22 protein-coding genes are annotated in these 20270 nt (G+C 69.1%); 8 read left to right on the forward strand and 14 right to left on the reverse strand.

The genetic code is table 11. The features are described from left to right. The coding region (locus QN350_RS12600) for a PHP domain-containing protein (protein ID WP_323516486.1) at nt 1–759 on the reverse strand (759 nt) is incomplete at its 3' end. A 92-nt stretch (nt 760–851) separates the two neighbouring features. Here QN350_RS12600 and QN350_RS12605 point away from each other — a divergent pair. After that, nucleotides 852–2399 (forward strand): aminopeptidase P family protein, encoded by a 1548-nt coding sequence (locus QN350_RS12605; protein ID WP_323502828.1) that lies wholly within the window; start codon nt 852–854, stop codon nt 2397–2399. Nucleotides 2400–2482: 83 nt separating this feature from the next. Here QN350_RS12605 and QN350_RS12610 read toward each other — a convergent pair whose 3' ends face one another. After that, complete coding sequence (locus tag QN350_RS12610) at nt 2483–3139, reverse strand: general stress protein (protein ID WP_281534335.1); 657 nt, start codon at nt 3137–3139, stop codon at nt 2483–2485. Between the two features lie 54 nt (nt 3140–3193). Between QN350_RS12610 and QN350_RS12615 the strand changes: the two genes are divergently transcribed. Genes QN350_RS12615 through QN350_RS12625 form a run of 3 tightly spaced genes read left to right on the forward strand, consistent with a single transcriptional unit; the run spans nt 3194 to nt 6510 of the window. Beyond that, a complete protein-coding gene (locus QN350_RS12615; protein WP_322139333.1) occupies nt 3194–4525 on the forward strand; it encodes a magnesium transporter MgtE N-terminal domain-containing protein in 1332 nt (443 codons plus the stop codon). Next, the gene (locus tag QN350_RS12620) at nt 4512–5321 is read left to right on the forward strand and encodes a DUF1003 domain-containing protein (RefSeq protein ID WP_322139332.1); all 810 of its coding nucleotides are present in this window, start codon (nt 4512–4514) and stop codon (nt 5319–5321) included. The genes QN350_RS12615 and QN350_RS12620 overlap by 14 nt, the downstream gene beginning before the upstream one ends. Continuing rightward, nucleotides 5311–6510: an Mrp/NBP35 family ATP-binding protein gene (locus tag QN350_RS12625; RefSeq protein ID WP_416173026.1), complete on the forward strand. Its 1200-nt coding sequence runs from the start codon at nt 5311–5313 to the stop codon at nt 6508–6510. The genes QN350_RS12620 and QN350_RS12625 overlap by 11 nt, the downstream gene beginning before the upstream one ends. A gap of 99 nt (nt 6511–6609) precedes the next feature. Here QN350_RS12625 and QN350_RS12630 read toward each other — a convergent pair whose 3' ends face one another. From QN350_RS12630 to ppk2, 4 genes are all read right to left on the reverse strand, one after another. Continuing rightward, nucleotides 6610–7062, reverse strand: a complete 453-nt coding sequence (locus QN350_RS12630) for a bacteriorhodopsin (protein WP_323507855.1) — start codon at nt 7060–7062, stop codon at nt 6610–6612. Further along, entirely contained in the window at nt 7029–7613 is a 585-nt protein-coding gene (locus tag QN350_RS12635) for a bacteriorhodopsin (protein ID WP_322139330.1), read from the reverse strand. The genes QN350_RS12630 and QN350_RS12635 overlap by 34 nt, the downstream gene beginning before the upstream one ends. 102 nt (nt 7614–7715) lie before the next feature. Continuing rightward, nucleotides 7716–8051 (reverse strand): ATP-dependent DNA ligase, encoded by a 336-nt coding sequence (locus QN350_RS12640; RefSeq protein WP_322139329.1) that lies wholly within the window; start codon nt 8049–8051, stop codon nt 7716–7718. A gap of 51 nt (nt 8052–8102) precedes the next feature. Next, complete coding sequence (gene ppk2 / locus QN350_RS12645; RefSeq protein ID WP_322139328.1) at nt 8103–8945, reverse strand: polyphosphate kinase 2; 843 nt, start codon at nt 8943–8945, stop codon at nt 8103–8105. A 123-nt stretch (nt 8946–9068) separates the two neighbouring features. Between ppk2 and QN350_RS12650 the strand changes: the two genes are divergently transcribed. Next, complete coding sequence (locus QN350_RS12650; protein ID WP_322139327.1) at nt 9069–9965, forward strand: helix-turn-helix domain-containing protein; 897 nt, start codon at nt 9069–9071, stop codon at nt 9963–9965. 39 nt (nt 9966–10004) lie between these two features. Here the strand turns inward: QN350_RS12650 and QN350_RS12655 are convergent, their stop codons facing one another. After that, on the reverse strand, nt 10005–10394 hold the full coding sequence (locus tag QN350_RS12655; protein WP_322139326.1) for a sec-independent translocase: 390 nt from the start codon (nt 10392–10394) through the stop codon (nt 10005–10007). A gap of 85 nt (nt 10395–10479) precedes the next feature. Here QN350_RS12655 and QN350_RS12660 point away from each other — a divergent pair, with 85 nt between their 5' ends. Continuing rightward, complete coding sequence (locus tag QN350_RS12660) at nt 10480–11112, forward strand: O-methyltransferase (protein WP_281534329.1); 633 nt, start codon at nt 10480–10482, stop codon at nt 11110–11112. Between the two features lie 108 nt (nt 11113–11220). On the opposite strand, the gene QN350_RS12665 is transcribed toward QN350_RS12660, so the two are convergent. From QN350_RS12665 to dapE, 3 genes are all read right to left on the reverse strand, one after another. After that, a complete protein-coding gene (locus tag QN350_RS12665) occupies nt 11221–11397 on the reverse strand; it encodes a DUF3117 domain-containing protein (protein WP_134535550.1) in 177 nt (58 codons plus the stop codon). Between the two features lie 134 nt (nt 11398–11531). Further along, nucleotides 11532–12776, reverse strand: coding sequence for a hypothetical protein (locus QN350_RS12670; RefSeq protein WP_281534328.1), 1245 nt, complete (start codon nt 12774–12776; stop codon nt 11532–11534). A gap of 54 nt (nt 12777–12830) precedes the next feature. Then, complete coding sequence (dapE, locus tag QN350_RS12675) at nt 12831–13958, reverse strand: succinyl-diaminopimelate desuccinylase (RefSeq protein WP_322140399.1); 1128 nt, start codon at nt 13956–13958, stop codon at nt 12831–12833. An 86-nt stretch (nt 13959–14044) separates the two neighbouring features. On the opposite strand from dapE, the gene dapD reads away from it, so the two are divergent. Beyond that, on the forward strand, nt 14045–15025 hold the full coding sequence (gene dapD, locus QN350_RS12680) for a 2,3,4,5-tetrahydropyridine-2,6-dicarboxylate N-succinyltransferase (RefSeq protein ID WP_323502822.1): 981 nt from the start codon (nt 14045–14047) through the stop codon (nt 15023–15025). Between the two features lie 71 nt (nt 15026–15096). On the opposite strand, the gene QN350_RS12685 is transcribed toward dapD, so the two are convergent. From QN350_RS12685 to QN350_RS12700, 4 genes are all read right to left on the reverse strand, one after another. Beyond that, nucleotides 15097–16407, reverse strand: coding sequence for a citrate synthase (locus QN350_RS12685; protein WP_322139324.1), 1311 nt, complete (start codon nt 16405–16407; stop codon nt 15097–15099). Nucleotides 16408–16624: 217 nt separating this feature from the next. After that, a complete protein-coding gene (gene dapC / locus QN350_RS12690) occupies nt 16625–17731 on the reverse strand; it encodes a succinyldiaminopimelate transaminase (protein WP_323516488.1) in 1107 nt (368 codons plus the stop codon). A 6-nt stretch (nt 17732–17737) separates the two neighbouring features. Then, complete coding sequence (fdxA, locus tag QN350_RS12695; protein ID WP_104099174.1) at nt 17738–18055, reverse strand: ferredoxin; 318 nt, start codon at nt 18053–18055, stop codon at nt 17738–17740. Between the two features lie 89 nt (nt 18056–18144). Continuing rightward, entirely contained in the window at nt 18145–19269 is a 1125-nt protein-coding gene (locus tag QN350_RS12700; protein ID WP_323502817.1) for a hypothetical protein, read from the reverse strand. Nucleotides 19270–19372: 103 nt separating this feature from the next. Between QN350_RS12700 and efeU the strand changes: the two genes are divergently transcribed. Continuing rightward, nucleotides 19373–20233, forward strand: a complete 861-nt coding sequence (gene efeU / locus QN350_RS12705) for an iron uptake transporter permease EfeU (protein WP_323516490.1) — start codon at nt 19373–19375, stop codon at nt 20231–20233. Nucleotides 20234–20270: the final 37 nt, after the last annotated feature.

Here is a 20270-nt window from a genome sequence, read left to right on the forward strand (position 1 = left end):
GCTCGACCCCGTGACGACGAGCCCGTACTTGGTCGCGAGCGAATAGAGCCGCGCCTTCGCCGCCGTCTTGTTCTCGCGGTGCTCGAGTTCGAGACCGAACAGCCCGGCCTCGACGAGGCGGGCGAGCCTGGCCTCCGGGATGACGTCGCCCGCGCCGCGGGTCGCTGGGTGCGCGATGACGGGCACTCCCCCCGCGGCGACGACGAGCCCGACGGCGCGCACCAGGTCTGGGGCGTAGTGCGGCTGATAGTAGCCGGACTCCCAGTGCAGGATGCCCGCGAAGGCCTCGCTCCTGGTCAGGGCGAAGCCGCGAGCGACCAGGGCGTCGGCGATGTGCGGGCGGCCCACCGTCGCATCCGGCGTGGTCTGGGCGAGAACGTCGTCCCAGGTCAGTGCGTAGTCCACGCCGATCCGCTCGACCATCTCCTCGGCGCGGACAAGTCGGGCCTGCCGCACCCGTGCAGTCTCCGCGACGATTCCGGCATCCGACGGGTCAAAAAGATATGCCAGCAAGTGCACGCTCGCGGAGCAGACCCGCGTACTGAATTCCATTCCGGGAATGAGCGTGATCCCGGCGCTGCGCGCCGCCTCCGCGGCCTCGTGCCAGCCCGCCGTGGAGTCGTGGTCGGTCAGCGCGACAGTGCCGAGACCGGCGGCCGCAGCGGCCCGCACCAGCTGGGAGGGGGTTTCCGTGCCGTCCGAAACGCTCGAGTGCGCGTGCAGGTCGATGGGACCCTGAAATTGCCGTTCGCCTGCCATGTCCCCATGCTAGTTGCGCCGTGAGCGCGAGCCGCCCGACCCCGCCCAACGGCTCTCGCCGAAGAACCAGCGGGCAATGGGACAATGGGTCAATGGCCACTTCCACCGAAACCGCGCCCACCGTCACCGCCAAGCCCCGCCCGAACGAGAACCGTTCGACGACGCCGGGGTCGGACGGCTTCAAGTCCTATATCTCGAGCGGCTGGGCCGAGCGCACAGACACGCTCCCACCGGCCCGCGAACAGGCGCCGTTCGCGGCGGCCCGACGCGCCCGCGTGTCGGCGATGTACCCGGGGCAGCGCCTGATCGTGCCGGCCGGGCGTCTCAAGCAGCGCTCGAACGACACCGACTACGCGTTCCGCGCCCACTCCGCCTTCTCGCACCTCACCGGCTGGGGCAGCGACTCCGAGCCAGGGGCCGTTCTCGTGCTCGAGCCGACGTCGACCGGGCACGACGCGACGCTGTACTTCCGTGAGCGCGCCGGACGCGACTCCGACGAGTTCTACGCCAACGCTGACATCGGCGAGTTCTGGATCGGCCCGCGTCCCTCCATCGCCCAGGTGGCGAGCGACCTCGGCATCGATGTGCGCGGCATCGCCGACCTCGACTCCGTGCTCAGGGTCGTCGACACCGAGACGCTCGTCATCCGCGAGGCCGACCCGGCCTTCACCGTGGCCGTCGACGAAGGCCGCCTCCGTTTCGCCGCGGACAAGGTGCTCGGCGACAACGCCACGAACACCCCGTTCAGCCTCGAGGTCAACGGTGAGCACGAGGCGGACGACCGGTTCGCCCGCGACCTGTCCGAGCTGCGCCTCGTGAAAGACTCCTACGAGATCGCCCAGATGCGCCTCGCAATCGCGGCCACCGGACGGGGCTTCGAGGACGTCATTCGCGACCTGCCCCGGTCGAGCTCCCACGAACGCGGGGAACGCCTCGTCGAAGGCGTCTTCAACACCCGCGCACGTGTCGACGGCAACACCGTCGGCTACGACACGATCGCGGCCTCCGGCCCGCACGCGTGCATCCTGCACTGGACCCGCAACGACGGCCCGCTCAACCCCGGCGACCTGATCCTGCTCGACGCGGGCATCGAGGTCGACAGCTACTACACGGCCGACGTGACCCGCACCCTCCCCGTCGACGGTACCTTCTCCCCCGTGCAGCGCCGCGTGTACGAGGCTGTGCGTGAGGCAGCGGATGCCGCATTCGCCGTCGCAAAGCCGGGCGCGATCTTCCGCGAGGTGCACGCCGCCGCCATGGCGGTCATCGCCCGCCGGACCGCTGAGTGGGGCATGCTTCCCGTCACCGCGGAGGAGGCCCTCAAGCCGGAAAACGGGCAGCACCGCCGGTACATGGTGCACGGGACGAGCCATCACCTCGGCATCGACGTGCACGACTGCGCGCAGGCGCGGCGGGACATGTACCTCGACGGCGTGATCGAGCCCGGCATGATCTTCACGATCGAACCGGGCCTCTACTTCCAGCCGGACGACCTGACCGTGCCGTTCGAATTCCGCGGCATCGGTGTCCGCATCGAAGACGACGTGCTCATCACCGCGACGGGCGCCGAGAACCTGTCCGTCGGCATCCCCCGTACCGCGGACGACGTCGAGTCCTGGATCGCCGCTCTCACCGCCTGACCCGCCCGACTCACCGCGAAAGCGGGTGAATCGTCGTTCTGACGCAGTCAAACCGACGATTCACCCGCTTTCGCGAGCTGTGGCTAGTCGGTGGATGCGGTGGGGGACGCGTCCGGGGCTGCCGGCGGGGCGAACTGGCCGTACGGCGGGATGGGCTGGTCCGGTCGCGCAGCGGGCGCCGCCGGCGCCGCGGGCTCCGCCGGCTCCGGCTGGGCAGGCTCCGGATCGATGTGCCGGACCGCGACCGGCTCCGCGGTGCCGTGCAGGAGGTTGCGCGCCTTGTTCACAAGGGCGGCCTCGACGATGATCTGGTAGCTGCTCGCCATCACCTGCATCGTGGAGGTGAAGTCGCGGCGCCTGCGGTTGAGCGCGTAGCTCACGACGCCGAACAGCATTCCGAAGCCGGCGCCCATCAGCACGGCGGCGAGCACGAACGGCAGGCCGGCCCCGGTCGGCGAGAAGATGAAGAACAGCAGGCCGAAGAAGATCCCGAGCCAGGCACCGGACGCAGCCCCCGCGAGTGCGACACGGCCCCAGGTCAGTTTGCCGGTGACCCGCTCGACGGTCTTGAGGTCGTTGCCGACGATCGAGAGCTGTTTCACAGGGAAATCGGCCTTGGCGAGAGTGTCGACGGCGGCCTGCGCCTCGGCATACGTTTCATAGGTCGCGAGCACCTCGCCCTTGGGCAAAACCGGGAACAGGGCGGGACCGCGATTGCCAAAAGGGTTCTGATTGCTCATGCCGCCATTCTTCCACAGCACGCCGAAGGGCCGCAGGTGGCCTACATTTGTAACGTGACTGCCACCAGAGTCTTCGTTGCCCGATTGGCCGGGTGTTCCGTCTTCGACCCCGCGGGCGACCGCGTCGGCAAGGTCCGTGATGTGCTCGTGGTCTATCGAAAAGACGATCCGCCCCTCGCGGTCGGACTCATCGTGGAAATCCCGGGCAAGCGCCGCGTCTTCGTGTCGATGAGCCGGGTCACGAGCATCGGCTCCGGCCAGATCATCACGACCGGACTGATCAACGTGCGCCGCTTCGAACAGCGCGGCGGCGAGGTCCGGGTCATCGCAGAGCTCCTCGGCCGGGAGGTCATCTTCAACGACGGCTCCGGCGAGGCGACCGTCGAGGACGTCTCGATCGAGGAGACGAAGCAGGGAGCCTGGGAGATCGCCCAGCTCTTCGTCCGCCGCCCCAAGGCGAGCGTCTCACTCTTCGCGAAGGGCGCGACGACGTTCGCGACCTGGAGCGACGTCCGCGAGAAGACCACCGTCGGCCAGGCCCAGTCCGCCGAGCAGCTCATCGCGACCTATTCGGACCTCAAGCCCGCCGACCTCGCCAATACGATGCTCGACCTTCCCCCCGAGCGCATGCACGAGGTCGCGAGCGAACTCCCGGACGGCCGCCTCGCCGACGTTCTCGAAGAGATGCCCGAGAGCGAACAGGTCGCCATCCTCACCCGGCTCGGCGACGCCCGTGCGGCCGATGTGCTCGACCACATGCAGCCAGACGACGCAGCCGACCTCATCGCGCAGCTGCCGGAAGAACACGGCGAACAGCTGCTCGACCTGATGGAACCGGAGGAAGCCGACGACGTCCGCTTCCTGCTCACCTACGCGCCGGACACCGCCGGTGGCCTGATGACGACGGAGCCCATCATCGTCTCCGCCGACGCGACCGTCGCAGAAGGCCTGGCCCTCATCCGTCGCCACGACCTCGCGCCAGCGCTCGGCGCGGCGATCTGCGTCACCCTGCCGCCGTACGAGCCGCCGACCGGCCGTTTCCTCGGCATGGTGCACTTCCAGCGGATGCTGCGTTACCCGCCCCACGAGCGCCTCGGTACGCTGCTCGACCAGGGTCTCGATCCCGTCACCGCAGACACCTCCGCCGCGGAGGTCACCCGGATCCTCGCGAGCTACGACCTCGTCTCCGTTCCCGTTGTCGACGACAACCACCGACTCGTCGGGGTGGTGACAATTGACGATGTCCTCGACTACCTGTTGCCCGACGACTGGCGAAGTCACGACGGCAATGACGATGTACGCCGCAGGGCAGCCGCCCGCAGTGAGCTGAAGACGGGCAGCATCCCGCTCCCACACGGACGGAGGACCGGCAATGGCCCGAAGTGATCGCTCGGATCAGCGCCTCGACTCGCCCAAGGGCCTGCGCGTCGCACCCCTCTCCCGCACCCGGAACCGCAACCGCAACCGCAACCGTGACCGGCCGTCGAGCGACCGCTTCGGCCGGCTGACAGAGGCCATCGCCCGCGGCATGGGCACCCCGTGGTTCCTGCTCGGACTCACACTCTTCGTCCTCTTCTGGATGGGCTGGAACACCCTCGCCCCCGTCGCATGGCGCTTCGACTCCGTCGCGCTCGGCTTCATCGCGCTCACCCTGGTGCTCTCGATGCAGGCCTCATACGCGGCCCCGATGATCCTGCTCGCGCAGAACCGCCAGGACGACCGCGATCGGGTCCAGTTCGAGCAGGACCGGCAGCGCGCCGAACGCAACCTCGCCGACACCGAGTACCTCGCCCGCGAGGTCGTCGCCCTCCGCCTCGGCATGAAGGACCTCGCCTCCCGCGACTTCCTCCGCAGCGAACTCCGCGCCCTCCTCGAGAACCTCGAACAGCGAGAAGACGAGGAGAAGCGCAGCCGCAAACGCTCCCGCAAGGGCGACCGCGACCGGGAAATCGACCACGACCACGATCACGACCACGAGCCGGGCCAGGACCGGTCAAGTTCCCCCGCGACAGCCCGGGCGACGGGCACCGGCGAGTCCCCAGCGGCACCCGCCGTTTCGGCCGCAACGGCGGCGCCCAGCAAGCCCGCCGCATCCGCCGCGTCATCGGCGTCCGCGTCATCGGCGTCCGCGTCATCGGCGTCCGCCCGAAGCATCGAGGAGCGACCCCCGATTGGCCGCTGACTCGCCCACGGCACCGGGAGCGGCCTCCGCCGAGACCGCCGGGATCGCCGCCCGGGTCGGCGCTGCGCTCGCCCGGGTGATCGACCCGGAGATCCGCAAGCCCATCACCGAGCTCGGCATGGTCGCGGGGGTGCACACCGAGAACGGGCACACCACTGTCGACCTGTTGCTCACGATCGCCGGCTGCCCCGCCGCCCGCAAGATCGAACGCGACGTGCTCGAGACGGCAGAGTCCGTGGCCGGTCCCGGCGCCGTGACCGTTTCGGTCGGCGTGATGACCCGCGAACAGCGCCGAACGATGACCGAGAAGCTCCGCGGCGGCGCGGCCGCGCGCACGACCCAGTTCGGCGCCGGCTCACTCACCCGGGTCTACCTCGTCACGAGCGGCAAGGGCGGCGTCGGCAAGTCGACGATCACCGCGAACCTCGCCGTCGCGCTCGCCGCCCGCGGTCTCAAGGTCGGCGTCGTCGATGCGGATGTCTACGGTTTCTCCATTCCCGGACTGCTCGGCCTCGTCACGCCGGGCATCGACGGCGCGAAGGGGACAGCGGTCAAACCGACCCGGGTCGGCGACATGATCCTGCCGCCGATCAACTACGACGTGAAGGTCATCTCGATCGGCATGTTCGTCGAGGACGGCGGCGTCGCCGTCGCCTGGCGCGGGCCGATGCTGCACCGCACGATCACCCAGTTCCTCACCGAGGTCTACTTCGGGGACCTCGACGTGCTCCTGCTCGACCTGCCGCCCGGCACCGGCGACGTGGCCATCTCGATCGGCCAGCTGCTCCCCCAGGCCGAGGTCATCGTCGTGACGACCCCGCAGCCCGCAGCGGCGGACATCGCCGAACGCAGCGGCGTCGTCGCCCGCCAGACCGGGCAGACCATCTTCGGCGTGATCGAGAACATGTCCGGAGTGCGCCAGCCCGACGGCAGCCTGCTCGAGCTCTTCGGCGCCGGCGGGGGTGCCGAGGTCGCACGGCGGCTCTCGGCCGGCCAGGACACGCCGGTGCCGCTCCTGGCGAGCGTCCCGCTCAGCGTGCCGCTCCGCACCGGCGGCGACGACGGTCGCCCGGTCGTGCTGAGCGACCCGCTCGACCCGGCCGCCCTCGCGATCGACGCGGTCGCCGAACGGCTCTTCTCCCGTTCCCGCGGCCTCTCCGGCCGCAGCCTCGGCGTCTCCCTCAAATAACGCCGGTCACCGCTTGCGCGCCCGGGCGTGAGGTGTCGCAGATCGAGGTTCCCGCGGCCCGCGAACGTCGATATGCGACACCTCAGCGTCGGAAGGACTCTAGGTTTCGAGGTCGGCGAACAGTTCGGGTTGCGGGTCGGCGAACAGTTCGGGCTGCGAGGTCGGCGCGGCCGTACTCGTCGGCGGCTGCGGACGACGCAGGTGCACGGCCGCCCCGGCGGCGAGGTACACCTCGCGCGGCTTGCCGGCGTCCGACTGCTTGACCGAGGAGATCCAGATCGCCTCCGGGTGCACGTCACGGCCGGCACGCACGTCCTCAGCGGTCCGGAGCTTGGCCACGCGATGGAGCACCCCGCCGAACCAGATCTTCGCGACGATGTCGGCGACGGTGAGCATGACCTGCATGACCACGACGAGCGTCCCACCGGACCCGACGAGCGGCAGCGCGTACACGATCGGGTACAGGACCCAGGAGGACAGCAGCAGGATGGTCGCGGAGCGCAGCAGGGCGGCCGAATCTACCGTGAGCGCGGGCAGGGACCGCCGCACCACGATTGCGAGCAGGGCCGTCGTGGCCAGCCAGAACACTCCGGCAGCGATTCCCCACCCGACGAGCGCGGCGGCATCCGTGCCCCCGAGGCGACGATCGCGCCCAGATACGCCAGGAACACCATGAAGAAACCGCCGGCCATGGCGATCAGGCGGATGCGCCGGGCCGCGCCGCCGAGGACCACGCACACGGCGAGGAGCTCGATGACGACGAGGGGAACCGCAACCGACCACTCGACGTAGCGCACGCCGAAGGTGAGGAGCGCCAGCCCGTTGGGCACGAATTCCGCGCCTTCACGGGTATACCCGAAGAGCAGGCCGGACAGGAGGACGAGGTAGGACAGGAACATGGCGCTCATGATGCCGAGCCGGGCGATGACGGCGGTACGGTACCGGGCGCCGACCTCTCCGCGCGTCACCCAGGCCCTGAGGAACCCGACGAAGAAGCACAGGGCGCCCATGCCCACGAAGTAGCAGATGAGCTGGTATTGCGCCGGGGAGAGCGCGGCCTCCCACGTGCGGCCAGGGATCGGACGGACACGGATACCCTTCATCTGCGACGGTGCTGTGCGAAAAGTGAGTGACAGGAACGTGAGTGACTGGAACTGGAGTGACAGGAACGCGGCTCGGGGAACGTGAGTGACAGGAACGCGGCTTCAGTAGCGCGACTTGGGGACCGGGACAACCGGCGGCGGTTCCACCGAGAAGAAGAGGCCGCCCGCGCTGTTCGCGGACACCATCAGCCTCTCGATCCAGTCCCGGTTGATGTTCGGCACTCGACTGACCGAATACCGGTAGTAGAGGATGCTGCTGGCATCGAGCCAGATGGCGCTCCGCCCGCTCTCGGTCTCGTCATCTGTCGACTCCGTCCACGAAAAAATGAAGCCCTCCCGGCGCCTCAGTTTCGTCGTGATGACGATCTGCAGGTGCATGAGCGCGCGATCTTCGAAACTGACTACGATTCCTGGACTGCCGTACAGCAAAGTACCCATGAGATCCCCCTCCGGACGGCTCACTCTAACGGACGAATCCCCTGCGGCCTATTATCCGGACTTTTCGGACTGGTCCGGGGATTTTCCGAGGTTGCCGGCGTGGTCGGGCACCGTCCGGTTCAGTTCTCGCGGGGGACGCTCGTAGTCGGCGCCGTGCGGCCGGTGCGGTATCGAAACCCGCGGCGGTTCCCGGTGCTCGTACGGCACGATCGAGAGCAGGTGGTTGATCATGTTGAGCCTGGCCGCGAGCTTGTCCTCGCTCTCGACGACCCACCAGGGTGCCTCGGCGATGTCGGTGTGCACGAACATCTCGTCCTTGGCCTTGGAGTAGTCCACCCACTTCGTGATCGAGAGCAGATCGGTTTCGGAGAGTTTCCAGCGCCGCATCGGGTCCTTGAGCCTCGAGCGGAACCGGGCCTCCTGCTCGTGATCGGAGACGGAGAACCAGTACTTGACGAGGAGGATCCCGTCCTCGACGAGCATCCGCTCGAAGAGGGGCGCCTGGTGCAGGAACCGGCGGTACTCGTCGGGAGTGCAGTATCCCATCACGCGTTCGACTCCGGCCCGGTTGTACCAGGAGCGGTCCATCAGGACGATCTCCCCCGTCGACGGCAGGTGCTCGATGTACCGCTGGAAATACCACTGGCCACGCTCACGGTCTGTCGGCACCGGAAGCGCCACGATCCGGGCGATCCGGGGATTCAGGTACTCGGTGACCCGTTTGATGGCCGAGCCCTTGCCCGCGGCATCGCGGCCCTCGAAGATCACGACGATGCGGGCACCGGACTCGCGCACCCACTCCTGCATGGCGACGAGTTCCGTCTGCAGCCTGCGCAATTCAGCGTTGTATTCGGACTTCCGGATTCCGCCTGGTGTGCGTGTCTTCTTCGCCATCGCCGACCTTTCCTTGTCAGTGATGACAGCCTAGGAGCCAGAACCACCCGGATCGCTCTATCCGGCACGGGCGAGTCTGTCTATCCTGTTCCGAACAGTCGCTTGCGACAGGTTAGGAACGGGATGATGCTGGAACACCGCACCCTCATTTCCTCGGTGCAGCGCGCCCTCAGGGTCGTAGACATCGTCGCGGGCGCCAACCGGCCGATTCCCGTCAAAGCCGTCGCCCAGGCTTCCGGTCTCAGCCTCGGCACCGCGTACAACCTGACCAGGACCCTCGTGCACGAGGGATATCTCGTCGCGGAGCCCGACGGCCTCGTTCTCGGGCTCAGGTTCCCGAGCCTCCGCGGCGTCGACGCCGGCGTTCTTCTCGCCCGGGTACGCCACACCCTGCGCCAGGTCGCCACGGAGAACGGGTCGACCGCCTACCTCGCCCGCTTCAGCGACGGGACGGTGGGCCTCATCGACATCGTCGACGCCGCAGGCATCCCGAGGGCAGAGCCGTGGACGGGGCTCAGCACGAGTCCGTACGCTTCGGCACTCGGACGCCAGATCCTCGCCCAGCTCAGCCGCGAGCAGCGTACCGAGTTCCTCGCCGCGCACGGCCGTCCGCCGGGTGCCCACGCCGCGCCCGGGGCGGCCGACGCCCGCGGCATCCCCGCCGGGCGCGCGGCTCATGCCTACGCGGCGAACGGCTCGAACACTGCCCAGCTGGCCGTCCCGCCGAGCCGCGCCGACGCGGGCATCTCCGCCGGCACGCACACGGCAACGCGCCGCTCCGGCCGGGTCACGCCTCCCGGCCTCGTGGACGCCCCAGGCGCGCGCCAGGGCACGGTCCACGGCAACGCCTGCCTCGCGGTCCCTGTGCGGGCGCCCGGCGTGATCGCCGCCCTCGGCGTCGCTGTGATCGGAGAGTGGGGCACGGCCGAACTCGGTGCGCTCACGCTGCGTCTGCGTGCATCCGCGAACGCGCTCGCCGCGCAGCTCGGCACTGAACGGCCCGCGCAGGCCCGTGCCTGAGCACGCATCCCGTGTCGGATGCCACCGTGCCGGATGCCGCTACGTGGCCTCCGAGTCGAACGGAGCGGGTTCCGCCGGCGCGAGGGCGTTCTCCCTCGCCCGCTTCCGGGACAGGTATGCGCCGTTCGGGTTCGGCGAGACCCGGGACACCACGGCGGACTGTTCCTTGAGCGGCTCATCCTCGATGAGGGCCTCGCGGATGATCCGGCGCGGGTCGTACTGCCGGGGGTCGAGTTTCTTCCAGTCGACGTCGTCGAACTCGGGGCCCATCTCGTCGCGCATACGTTCCTTGGCCCCATTGGCCAGGTCCCGGAGCTGCCGGACGAGGCGCGCCAGTTGGGCCGCGTAGTGGGGCAGCTTCTCAGGCCCGAGCAGGAAGACGGCGACAATCCCGACCAGGAGGAGCTTCTCGAACGTCAAACCAAACATAGGTTGAGGATAACGCGCGGCGGGGCCTCCGCCGACCGACGGAGAGCGCCCGTAGGCTGGACCCATACAAAACTGGAGTTGCACCGTGTCAGACAAAGATTTGAACTGGAAATTTTCCGACGACTCGGTCGTGGAGTCCGAGGCCGTGATTCGGGCGCGCCAGCAGTCGCTCGAGCTCGGGATCGACGCGATCTCCCCCGCGGTCGGGGCACAATCTGCCGTGATCGCCGCGGCGACCGGCGCGCGCAGCATCCTCGAGGTCGGCACGGGCGCCGGAGTCTCCGGCATCTGGCTCCTGTCCGGGGCGCCGGGGGCGACCCTGACCTCCATCGACACCGAGGTCGACCACCAGCAGCATGCCCGTGCGCTGTTCACCGAGGCGAAGATCCCGGCGAACCGGGTGCGGCTGATCACGGGCAAGGCAGCGGATGTCCTCCCCCGGATGAACGAGAACTCCTACGACATCGTCTTCATCGACGCCGACCCGCAGTCGGTCATCGAATACGTCGAGCACGGGCTGCGCCTGGCCCGGCCGGGCGGAACCGTGCTCGTCGCCCACGCCCTCTGGCGCGGCCGCGTCGCGAACCCGGCGCAGCGCGACGAAGTCGCCACCGGGTTCCGCACCCTGCTCAGCGAGATCAGCGGCTCGAACGCCGTGATCAGCGCCCTATCCCCCGTCGGCGATGGCCTGCTGCAGATCACCAAGCTGCGCGCCTAGCCCTGGTACACGGAAGTCCCCGGTACGCAGAAGATCGGCCGTGCAGCAGAGCCGCACGGCCGATCTGTAATTCTCCTCGGCTACGAGGTGGAGACGTGATCTCCGACGCTAGACAACCGGGCGTACTACGCCGGCGAGTGCATCGTGAAGCTCCTTGGCTTCTGCGTCGTTCACAGAGACGACGAGTCGCCCTCCGCCCTCAAGCGGAACACGCACAATGATCAGGCGCCCCTCCTTTACAGCCTCCATTGGCCCGTCTCCGGTCCGTGGCTTCATGGCCGCCATGAACTCCCCTTCCACTCATTCGTCTGAGCTTCCATTATCGACCATCCCGGCCCGAGACGAAAATTCACGAGGTCGGGACCGGTTCTCCGGGAGTCCCCGGCCGTCACAATCGGTCCCGGGAGGCGACGGGCGGACTACGGCGGCGTCCAGTCCTTTCCATCGACGCCCCAGCAGACCAGGAGCCAGCCCCACTGGCCGAGGATGCAGAGCACCACGACCGCGATCCTGTAGCTCAGCCGCTTCGGCTGCGCGATCGCGCCCAGCAGCGGGAACATCGGCATCAGCAGCCGGAAGGTGCTCGACTGCGGGAAGAACACCGCGAAGAGGTAGATACCGTACGCGGCGAGCCAGAACCGCAGGTCCACGCCGAGCCGGCGCACCGCAGGGGCGAACAGCAGTGCCGCGAACCCGATGACGAGCAGGGCCACCACGATGATGCCGAGCGGCGTGCCGAGCCACCAGGCCCCGCCCTGGAACCAGGCCGTGAAGGGAACGAGTTCCTGGTAGCCGATGTACGAGGACCGCCAGGCGAGTTCCGTGTCGGTGTACGCGGTCGCCGATCCGGTGGCGATCCAGGCGATGATCGGCCAGGCGAAGCCGCTGAGGGCACTGAAGGCGGTCACGGATGCCGCGGTGAGGCGCTCTGAGGCGGGAAACGGGTCGCTGCGCCGGGTCAGCCAGCGATGCACGATGTGGAAGCCGAGTGCGAGGGCGAAGGCGAGGCCGCTCGGTCGGGTGAGCGCCATCACCGCGATCACCGGGAACAGCAGCACGTAGCGCCGTTCGAGGAGCAGGAGCAGGGCGAGGGTGAGGAAGAACAGGTACATCGATTCGGCGTAGCCGAACTGCAGGATCGGGGTCAGCGGGGCGACACAGAACAACACCACGGCGAACCGTGCGGTGGCCCGGCCCTGCACCCGCAGCATCAGCCGGTAGAAGAGCAGGGTGGCCCCGAGGCTGAAGGCCAGGGAGACCACCACCGCGGCCGGAGCCCAGGGCGCACCGGTGACGACCATGATGAGCCGGACGACAGCGGGATATCCCGGCATGAACGCCCAGGCGTTCTCGCCGATGTGGCCGGCGCTCGTCACGGGGAGGACGGCCGGGTAGCCGGACACGGCAACGATGTTGTACCAGCGGGCGTCCCAGATGTTGGCGAAGTCGAAGTAGCCGGGACTGGCGCCGGTCCACGGGTTCGCACCCTGAACCCGCGCGAGGATGAGCACGAGCGTCGTCGTCACGATCCGGGAGAGCGCCCAGATGACGACGACGACGGCCCACCACGGGGTCAGCCGGATGCGGGCGCGCCAGCGGGCCGGCAGCATCCGCGTGACCGCCGGAGACGACGCCACCCGGGCGGTGGGCGACGTCTCGCGCACCGAGCGCGGCGGTCTCCCCCTCGGCGGGCGGAGCGGGGCCTCCGCTGCCACGGTCTAGGGCTTCCGGCTCGGGGCCGCGGTCAGCCAGGAGCGCACGGCGTCCTCGCAGTCCGTGATCTGGTGCACGGCGACACGTTCGTCGTCGGCGTGGGCCTTGAGCGGGTCGCCAGGGCCGAAGTTGACCGCCGGGATGCCGAGGGCGGAGAACCGGGCTACGTCTGTCCAGCCGTACTTGGGGCGCGCCTCCGCCCCGACGAAGGCGAGGAACTCCCGGGCGAGCGTGGCGTCGAGGCCAGGGCGGGCGCCCTCTGCACGGTCGACGACGGTGACCTCGTACCCCGCGAACAGTTCCCGGACGTGCTCGATCGCCTCCGCGGAGCTGCGGCTCGGGGCGAAACGGTAGTTGATGTGCACCATGCACGCGTCCGGGATGACGTTGCCGGCGATGCCGCCGCTGATCCCGACGGCGTTGAGGCCCTCCCGGTAGACGAGTCCCTCCACCTCGACTGAGCGCGGCTCGTAGCCCGCGAGGATGGCAAGGATCGGCGCGGCCTTGTGGATGGCGTTCTCGCCGACCCAGCTTCGCGCCGAGTGCGCGCGGACCCCGTGGGTGCGCACCTCGACCCGCAGGTTGCCGTTGCACCCTCCCTCGACCTGGCCGTTGCTGGGTTCGCCGAGGATGGCGAAGTCGCCCTCGAAGAGGTCGGGGCGGTTCCGGGCGAGCCGACCGAGGCCGTTGAGATCGTCGGAGACCTCCTCGTGGTCGTACCACATCCAGGTCACGTCGAGACCGGGCTCGGTGAGCTCCGCGGCGAGCTTGAGTTGCACGGCGACCCCCGCCTTCATGTCGACCGTGCCGCGACCCCAGAGGTGTTCGAGGCCGTCGACGGTCTCGAACCGGGTCGGCAGGTTGCCGTTGACAGGGACGGTGTCGAGGTGCCCGGCGATGATGACGCGCTGGGCGCGGCCGAGCCGGGTGCGGGCGACGATCGTGTCCCCGTCGCGGATGACCTCGAGGTGCGCGAGGCCGGACAGGGCCCGTTCGACGGCGTCGGCGAGGGGGGTCTCGTTGCCGGAGACGGACTCGATGTCGCAGATCGCCTGCGTGATCGAGACGGAGGATGCGGCCAGGTCGAGCGGTCCGGCACGGCGGGCGCCCGCGGCATCCGGTGCGGGGTTCACGTACGGGTTCACCGGCGGGTTCACGGGCGGGGATGCGGGCACGGACGCGGGCTGGGGGGTCAAGGTCACCCTACTAATCTAGAGGAATGACCGAGACAGAGTCCCCGCAGTCCACCGTTCCCGCCACCGCCTGGGGCTATGGCCTGGCCACCGTCGCCGAGGACGGCACGGTCCTGGACACCTGGTTCCCCGCTCCCCTGCTCGGCTCGCTGCCCGTCGGCCGCGACCGCTGGATCGTGCCGGCCTCGGTCTCCGAACTCGCCGGGGCAGACCCGCGGCGTGCCGTGCGACTTGAGACCGTGACGATCGAGATCGACCTCGCCTCCCCGCCGGCGGGCACCTCTGACGCCTACCTGCGCCTGCACCTGCTCTCGCACCTGCTCGTCAGGCCCAACAGCATCAACCTCGACGGCATCTTCGGCCACCTGCCCGTCGTGGTGTGGACGAACGCCGGACCGATGCTGCCCGCAGACTTCGACCGGCTGCGGCCGGCGCTGCAGCGTGCGGGCATCCAGGCCGGCGGCGTGGACAAGTTCCCGCCGCTGCTGAACTACGTCACACCGGACCGGGTGCGGATCGCGGATGCGTCCCGGGTGCGTCTCGGCGCCTACCTCTCCCCCGGCACCACGGTCATGCACGAGGGTTTCGTGAACTTCAACGCGGGCACCCTCGGCGTCTCCATGGTCGAAGGGCGCATCTCGCAGGGGGTCGTCGTCGGCAACGGAGCGGACATCGGCGGCGGCGCCTCGATCATGGGCACCCTCTCCGGCGGTGGCACCGAACGCGTCCGCATCGGCGAGCGGGCCCTGCTCGGCGCGAACTCCGGCATCGGCATCTCGATCGGCGACGATTCCGTCGTCGAGGCCGGGCTCTACGTCACGGCGGGCACGAAGGTGTCCCTGCCCGACCGGCCGCGCACCGCGGACGGTCGCATGCAGACGATGAAGGCCGTCGAGCTCTCCGGGGTACCCAACCTGCTCTTCCGCCGCAATTCGATGTCCGGCGCCGTCGAGGTGCTCGCCCGCAGCGGGAACGGCATCGTCCTGAACGACCAGCTGCACGCCTGACCCCGGGTACGACGAAAACGGATGCCCGGCGCGCGATCGCGTGCCGGGCATCCGTCGTTCTGTGAGTGCGCCTAGCGGCGGGGGAAGTCCCTGGCCGGGGAACCCGTGTACAACTGCTGCGGACGGCCGATCTTCGTGGTCGGGTCCGCGTTCATCTCACGCCAGTGCGCGACCCAGCCCGGCAGGCGGCCCACGGCGAAGAGGACCGTGAACATGCTGGTCGGGAAGCCCATCGCCTTGTAGATGACGCCGGTGTAGAAGTCGACGTTGGGGTAGAGCTTGCGTTCGCGGAAGTAGTCGTCGTTGAGCGCGATGTGCTCGAGTTCCTTGGCGATGTCGAGGAGGTCGTCCTTGACGCCGAGGGCGGCGAGCACCTCGTCGGCGCTCTCCTTGACGAGGGTCGCGCGCGGGTCGTAGTTCTTGTAGACCCGGTGGCCGAAGCCCATCAGGCGCACGCCCTGTTCCTTGTTCTTGACGCGTTCGACGAACTTCTCGACGCTCTCGCCCGAGGCCCTGATCTCACCGAGCATCTTGAGCACGGCCTCGTTCGCCCCGCCGTGCAGCGGACCGGAGAGGGCGCTGATGCCGGCGGACACCGACGCGAACAGGTTGGCCTCCGTCGAGCCGACGAGGCGCACGGTCGACGTCGAGGCGTTCTGCTCGTGGTCTTCGTGCAGCATCAGCAGGCGCTCGAGCGCCTTGCTCACCACGGGATCGACCTCGTAGGGCTCCGCGAGGGTCCCGAAGATGAGCTTGAGGAAGTTGTCGACGTAGCCGAGGGAGTTGTCCGGATAGAGGAAGGCCTGGCCGACGCTCTTCTTGTGGGCGTATGCCGCCATCACCGGGAGCTTGGCGAGGAGGTGGATCGTGGCCGTCTCGACCTGATCCGGGTCGTTCGGGTCGAGCGAGTCCTGGTAGTACGCGGCCATCGCGGAGACTCCGGAGGCGAGCACGGACATCGGGTGCGCGTTGAACGGCAGCACGTCGAAGAAGCGGCGCATGTCCTCGTGCAGCAGGGTGTGCTTGCGGATGCGCTTGTCGAACGCCTCGAGTTCGCCCGCGCTCGGCAGCTCGCCGTAGATGAGCAGCCACGCGGTCTCGAGGAAGTTGGAGTTCTGGGCGATCTGCTCGATCGGGTAGCCGCGGTAACGCAGGATGCCCTTGCCGCCGTCGATGTAGGTGATCGCCGATCGGGTCGCCGCGGTGTTGACGAAGCCGGAGTCCAGGGTGACGAGCCCGGTCTGCTTGGTCAGTGTCGAGATGTCGATGCCGGAAGGGCCCTCGGTCCCGTGGGCGATCGGGAACTCTGCGATGCCCCCTGGGAAGGCGAGTGTCGCCCCCAGGGGATCGATGGACGGTGTTCGCTGTACGACGTCGCTCACGGCGCCTCCCTGAATATCACTGAGTGTCACTGAATCACTGCCTTACGGACTGAGGGTGGCCGCCATGGCACACCGGTGTGGCTGGAGACGTCCAAGCGGATACAGCCTAATCGGCCCCGCCACCTACTGTTGCATCCGCCAAACTTTCGGCAGTTTAACCGGAGGAGTACTACAAGAATGTTGATGTTACCCGGTCCGGGTACACCGTGGGCAGTTGCTACTCTAGCGACCGGAGCCGAGCGGCCGCTGCGTGGATACGTTCATCCGTCGCCGTGAGCGAGAATCGGACGTGGTGCGGATACCCGTCCCCGTAGAAGGATCCCGGCCCGGCGAGGATCCCGAGACCGGCGAGTTCGGCGATCGACTGCCAGCAGTCGACCCCCTTCGTCGCCCACAGGTAGAGGCCGGCCTCACTCCGGTCGATGCGGTACCCGGCGGCCTCGATCGCCGGCAGAAGCACGGCACGCCTGCCCCGGTACCTCTCGCGCTGCGCCGCCACGTGGGCGTCGTCGCCGAGGGCGGCGACCATCGCGGCCTGGAGAGGCTGCGGCAGCATCAGGCCGGCGTGCTTCCGCACGGTGAGCACCCGAGCGAGCACGTCGGCGCAGCCGGCCGCGAAGGCGCCCCGGTAGCCGGCCATGTTCGACTGCTTGCTGAGGGAGTAGATCGCGAGCACGTTGCGGCGGTCGGTGCCGATCACGCGCGGGTCGAGGATGCTGGGAATCGGTTCGGACGCCCAGGGTCCGGCCCAGCCGAGCTCGGCATAACACTCATCGGAGACGATGACGGCCCCGAGCTCCCGCGCCCCTTCGACGGCGGCACGCAGCTCGGACACCGACAGCACGCGGCCGTCGGGATTGCCCGGGCTGTTCAGCCAGATGAGCCTCGTCGTGGACGGCCACGCGGCCGGGTCGTCGGAGGCGAACGCGTCGCATCCGGCCATCGCGGCGCCGATCGCGTAGGTGGGGTATGCCGCAAGCGGGTGCACGACGGTGTCCCCCTCGCCGAGCCCGAGCATGAAGGGCAGGAGGGCGACGAGCTCCTTGGAACCGATCGTGGGAAGCACATTGGCGGCCGTCAGCCCGGTGACGCCGCGACGGCGGGCATACCAGCCGACGATCGCGGCCTGAAGCTCAGGCGTGCCGACGGTCTGCGGGTACGCGTGCGCATCCGTCGCCTCGGCGAGGGCGGTGCGGACCACGTCGGGCGTCGGGTCGACGGGCGACCCGATCGACAGGTCGACGATGCCGTCCGCGTGCGCTCGGGCCTGGGCGGCGTACGGCGCCATCTGGTCCCACGGGTAGTCGGGGAGCGGCTTGAGCACGGCCGGTTAGACCTGCGGGGGCAGGACGGCGATGATCGGGTGGTCCTTGTGGATCACGCCGACCTTCGCGGCGCCGCCGGGAGACCCGATGTCATCGAAGAATTCGACGTTGGCCTTGTAGTACTCGGCCCACTGCTCGGGAACATCGTCCTCGTAGTAGATCGCCTCGACGGGGCAGACCGGTTCGCAGGCACCGCAGTCGACGCATTCATCCGGGTGGATGTAGAGGGAACGATCGCCCTCGTAAATGCAGTCGACCGGGCATTCGTCCACGCAGGCGCGGTCTTTCACGTCGACACACGGCAGGGCAATGACATAGGTCACGAGCGGGGAGCTCCCTTCACAAGCTGAACGTCCAGTCTAGGTCAAGCGCCCCCCGTCGGGACTCAGCCCGTCGGGACTCAGGGTGCGGCTCAGGCGCCCCGGTCCGGCTGGGCCCTCCGCTGCGGGAGCCGCGGCCACGCCAGGACGAGCGAGGCGACGAGGGTCGGCAGCACCGTCCAGAGGGTGCCGGTGAGGCCGGCGGGCACGAGCACGGAGCCGCCGGTGCTTTTCAGAGACAGCAGGAAGATCGATCCGACGAGGCCGATCGTGCACGCGAGCACGACCACCCGGTCGTCGAGCACGAGCCGGAGGCCGACGAGCAGGGCGCTCGCGGCCAGGGTCGCGAGCACGAGACCGATGGGCACGGTCACGGGGCCGAGCACGACGGTGGCCTGGTGCGCCACCGTGCCGAGCACCCCGAAGACCACGCCGGCGGCGAGCGCGACGAGGCTCGCGACGGCCCGCAACGCCCCGGTTGCGAAGGCGCTGGCCGGAGCCGGGGACTCCGGTTTCGCGACGTCCGGCGGGGAGCCCTCCTCCGCCGCACTCTCCGGGTCCGCTCCCGGCGGCGTCCGGGCGGCGGATGCCTCGGGACTGCCGCCGACAGCGGCCGACAGCGCGGCCCGCAGGTAGGTTTCGGTTCCCGTCACCGTCCCGGCCGGGTCCCCCGGGCGAACGGCGGACACGACGCGTCCATCCACGGTCCACCGGTCCGGGTACGCGGAGAGGGCGGCGAGCTTCTGCTCGAGGTGATCACTGACGTCGATCGCGACGATCCGCTGCCCGATCGCCTCGGTGACCCCGCGGCTCACGAAGACCGGCACACGGGAAGAATGGGCGGCATCCGTTGCGGCGACCTGGAGCACCTCGCTGCGCGCGCCGATCACGATCGCCGTCGCCCCGACCTCGTCGAGCACGGCGCGAACGGCTGCGGCCGGGTCTGCTGTCGCGGGCAGGACGCGCCAGTCGCTGACCCCGAGTGCGGAGAGCGCCGCGCGCGAATCGGAGCTCGCGCCCGAGGTGCTGTCGCCGGTGTCACCGGGCGCCCGGGCGCCGAAGAGCACGACGACCTCTGCGTCATCCCCGCGCAGGCGGGCGATGGTGCCGCCGGTGAACCAGGCCTCGTCGCCGGGGCGGTCGTGCACGAAGACGACACGTTCTGCACTGCCGGACATGACCATCGATGAGCTCCCCAGGGTCGGATTGGCGGACACCCACCCGAGAATAATAACTGGACATTCCCGGACGACCGCCGGTAGAGTCGCTCGAGTAAGGATAGCCTTACCAACCTCGACCGCTCCCGAAGACCAGGAAACCGTGCTCGCAAACTATCTGATCGGCCTCCGTGAGGGCCTCGAAGCCGCACTCATCGTGACGATCCTCGTCGCCTACGTCGTCAAGATCGGGCGGAAAGACGTTCTGCCGCGCATCTGGGCCGGCGTCGGCCTCGCCGTGCTCCTCGCGCTCGGCATCGGCGCCCTGCTCACCTACGGCACCTCCACCCTCTCGTTCGCCGCGCAGGAGACGATCGGCGGTGTGCTCTCCATCGCCGCGACGGGGCTCGTGACCTGGATGGTGTTCTGGATGCTGCGCACCGCACGCACCCTCTCGAGCCAGCTCCGGGGCAGCATCGACAAGTCCCTGCTCGGCACCGGACTCGGGCTGGTCATCGTCGCCTTCATCGCCGTCGGCCGCGAGGGCATCGAAACGGCGCTGTTCCTCTGGGCCGCCGTGCAGGCGACCGGGGCGACCACCCTGCCGCTCCTCGGCGCGGCCCTTGGCATTCTCACGGCAGCGGGGCTCGGCTGGCTGATCTACTCGGGGATGCTGCGGATCAACCTGTCGAAATTCTTCACCTGGACCGGCGGCATCCTCATCATCGTCGCGGCCGGCGTGCTCTCCTACGGAGTGCACGACCTGCAGGAGGCCGGGGTGCTGCCCGGCCTGCACAGCATCGCCTTCGACGTGAGCGCGGCCATCCCGCCGGACAGCTGGTACGGCACCCTGCTCAAGGGAACGCTCAACTTCTCCCCCGCGACGACCTGGCTCGAACTGCTGGTCTGGGTCGCCTACGTCGGCACCACGCTCACGTTCTTTGTCCGGGCGGTCCGCAGCGGCCGCCGCCCCCGCACCACGTCGACGGAGACTCTGCCCGACAAGGTCCTGACCGGGGCCTGACGGGCCGTAGACCCGAAAAACCCCGTCGAACAAAACT

It is taken from the genome of Cryobacterium sp. 10I5 (assembly GCF_035019865.1).
Lineage (GTDB): Bacteria > Actinomycetota > Actinomycetes > Actinomycetales > Microbacteriaceae > Cryobacterium > Cryobacterium breve_A.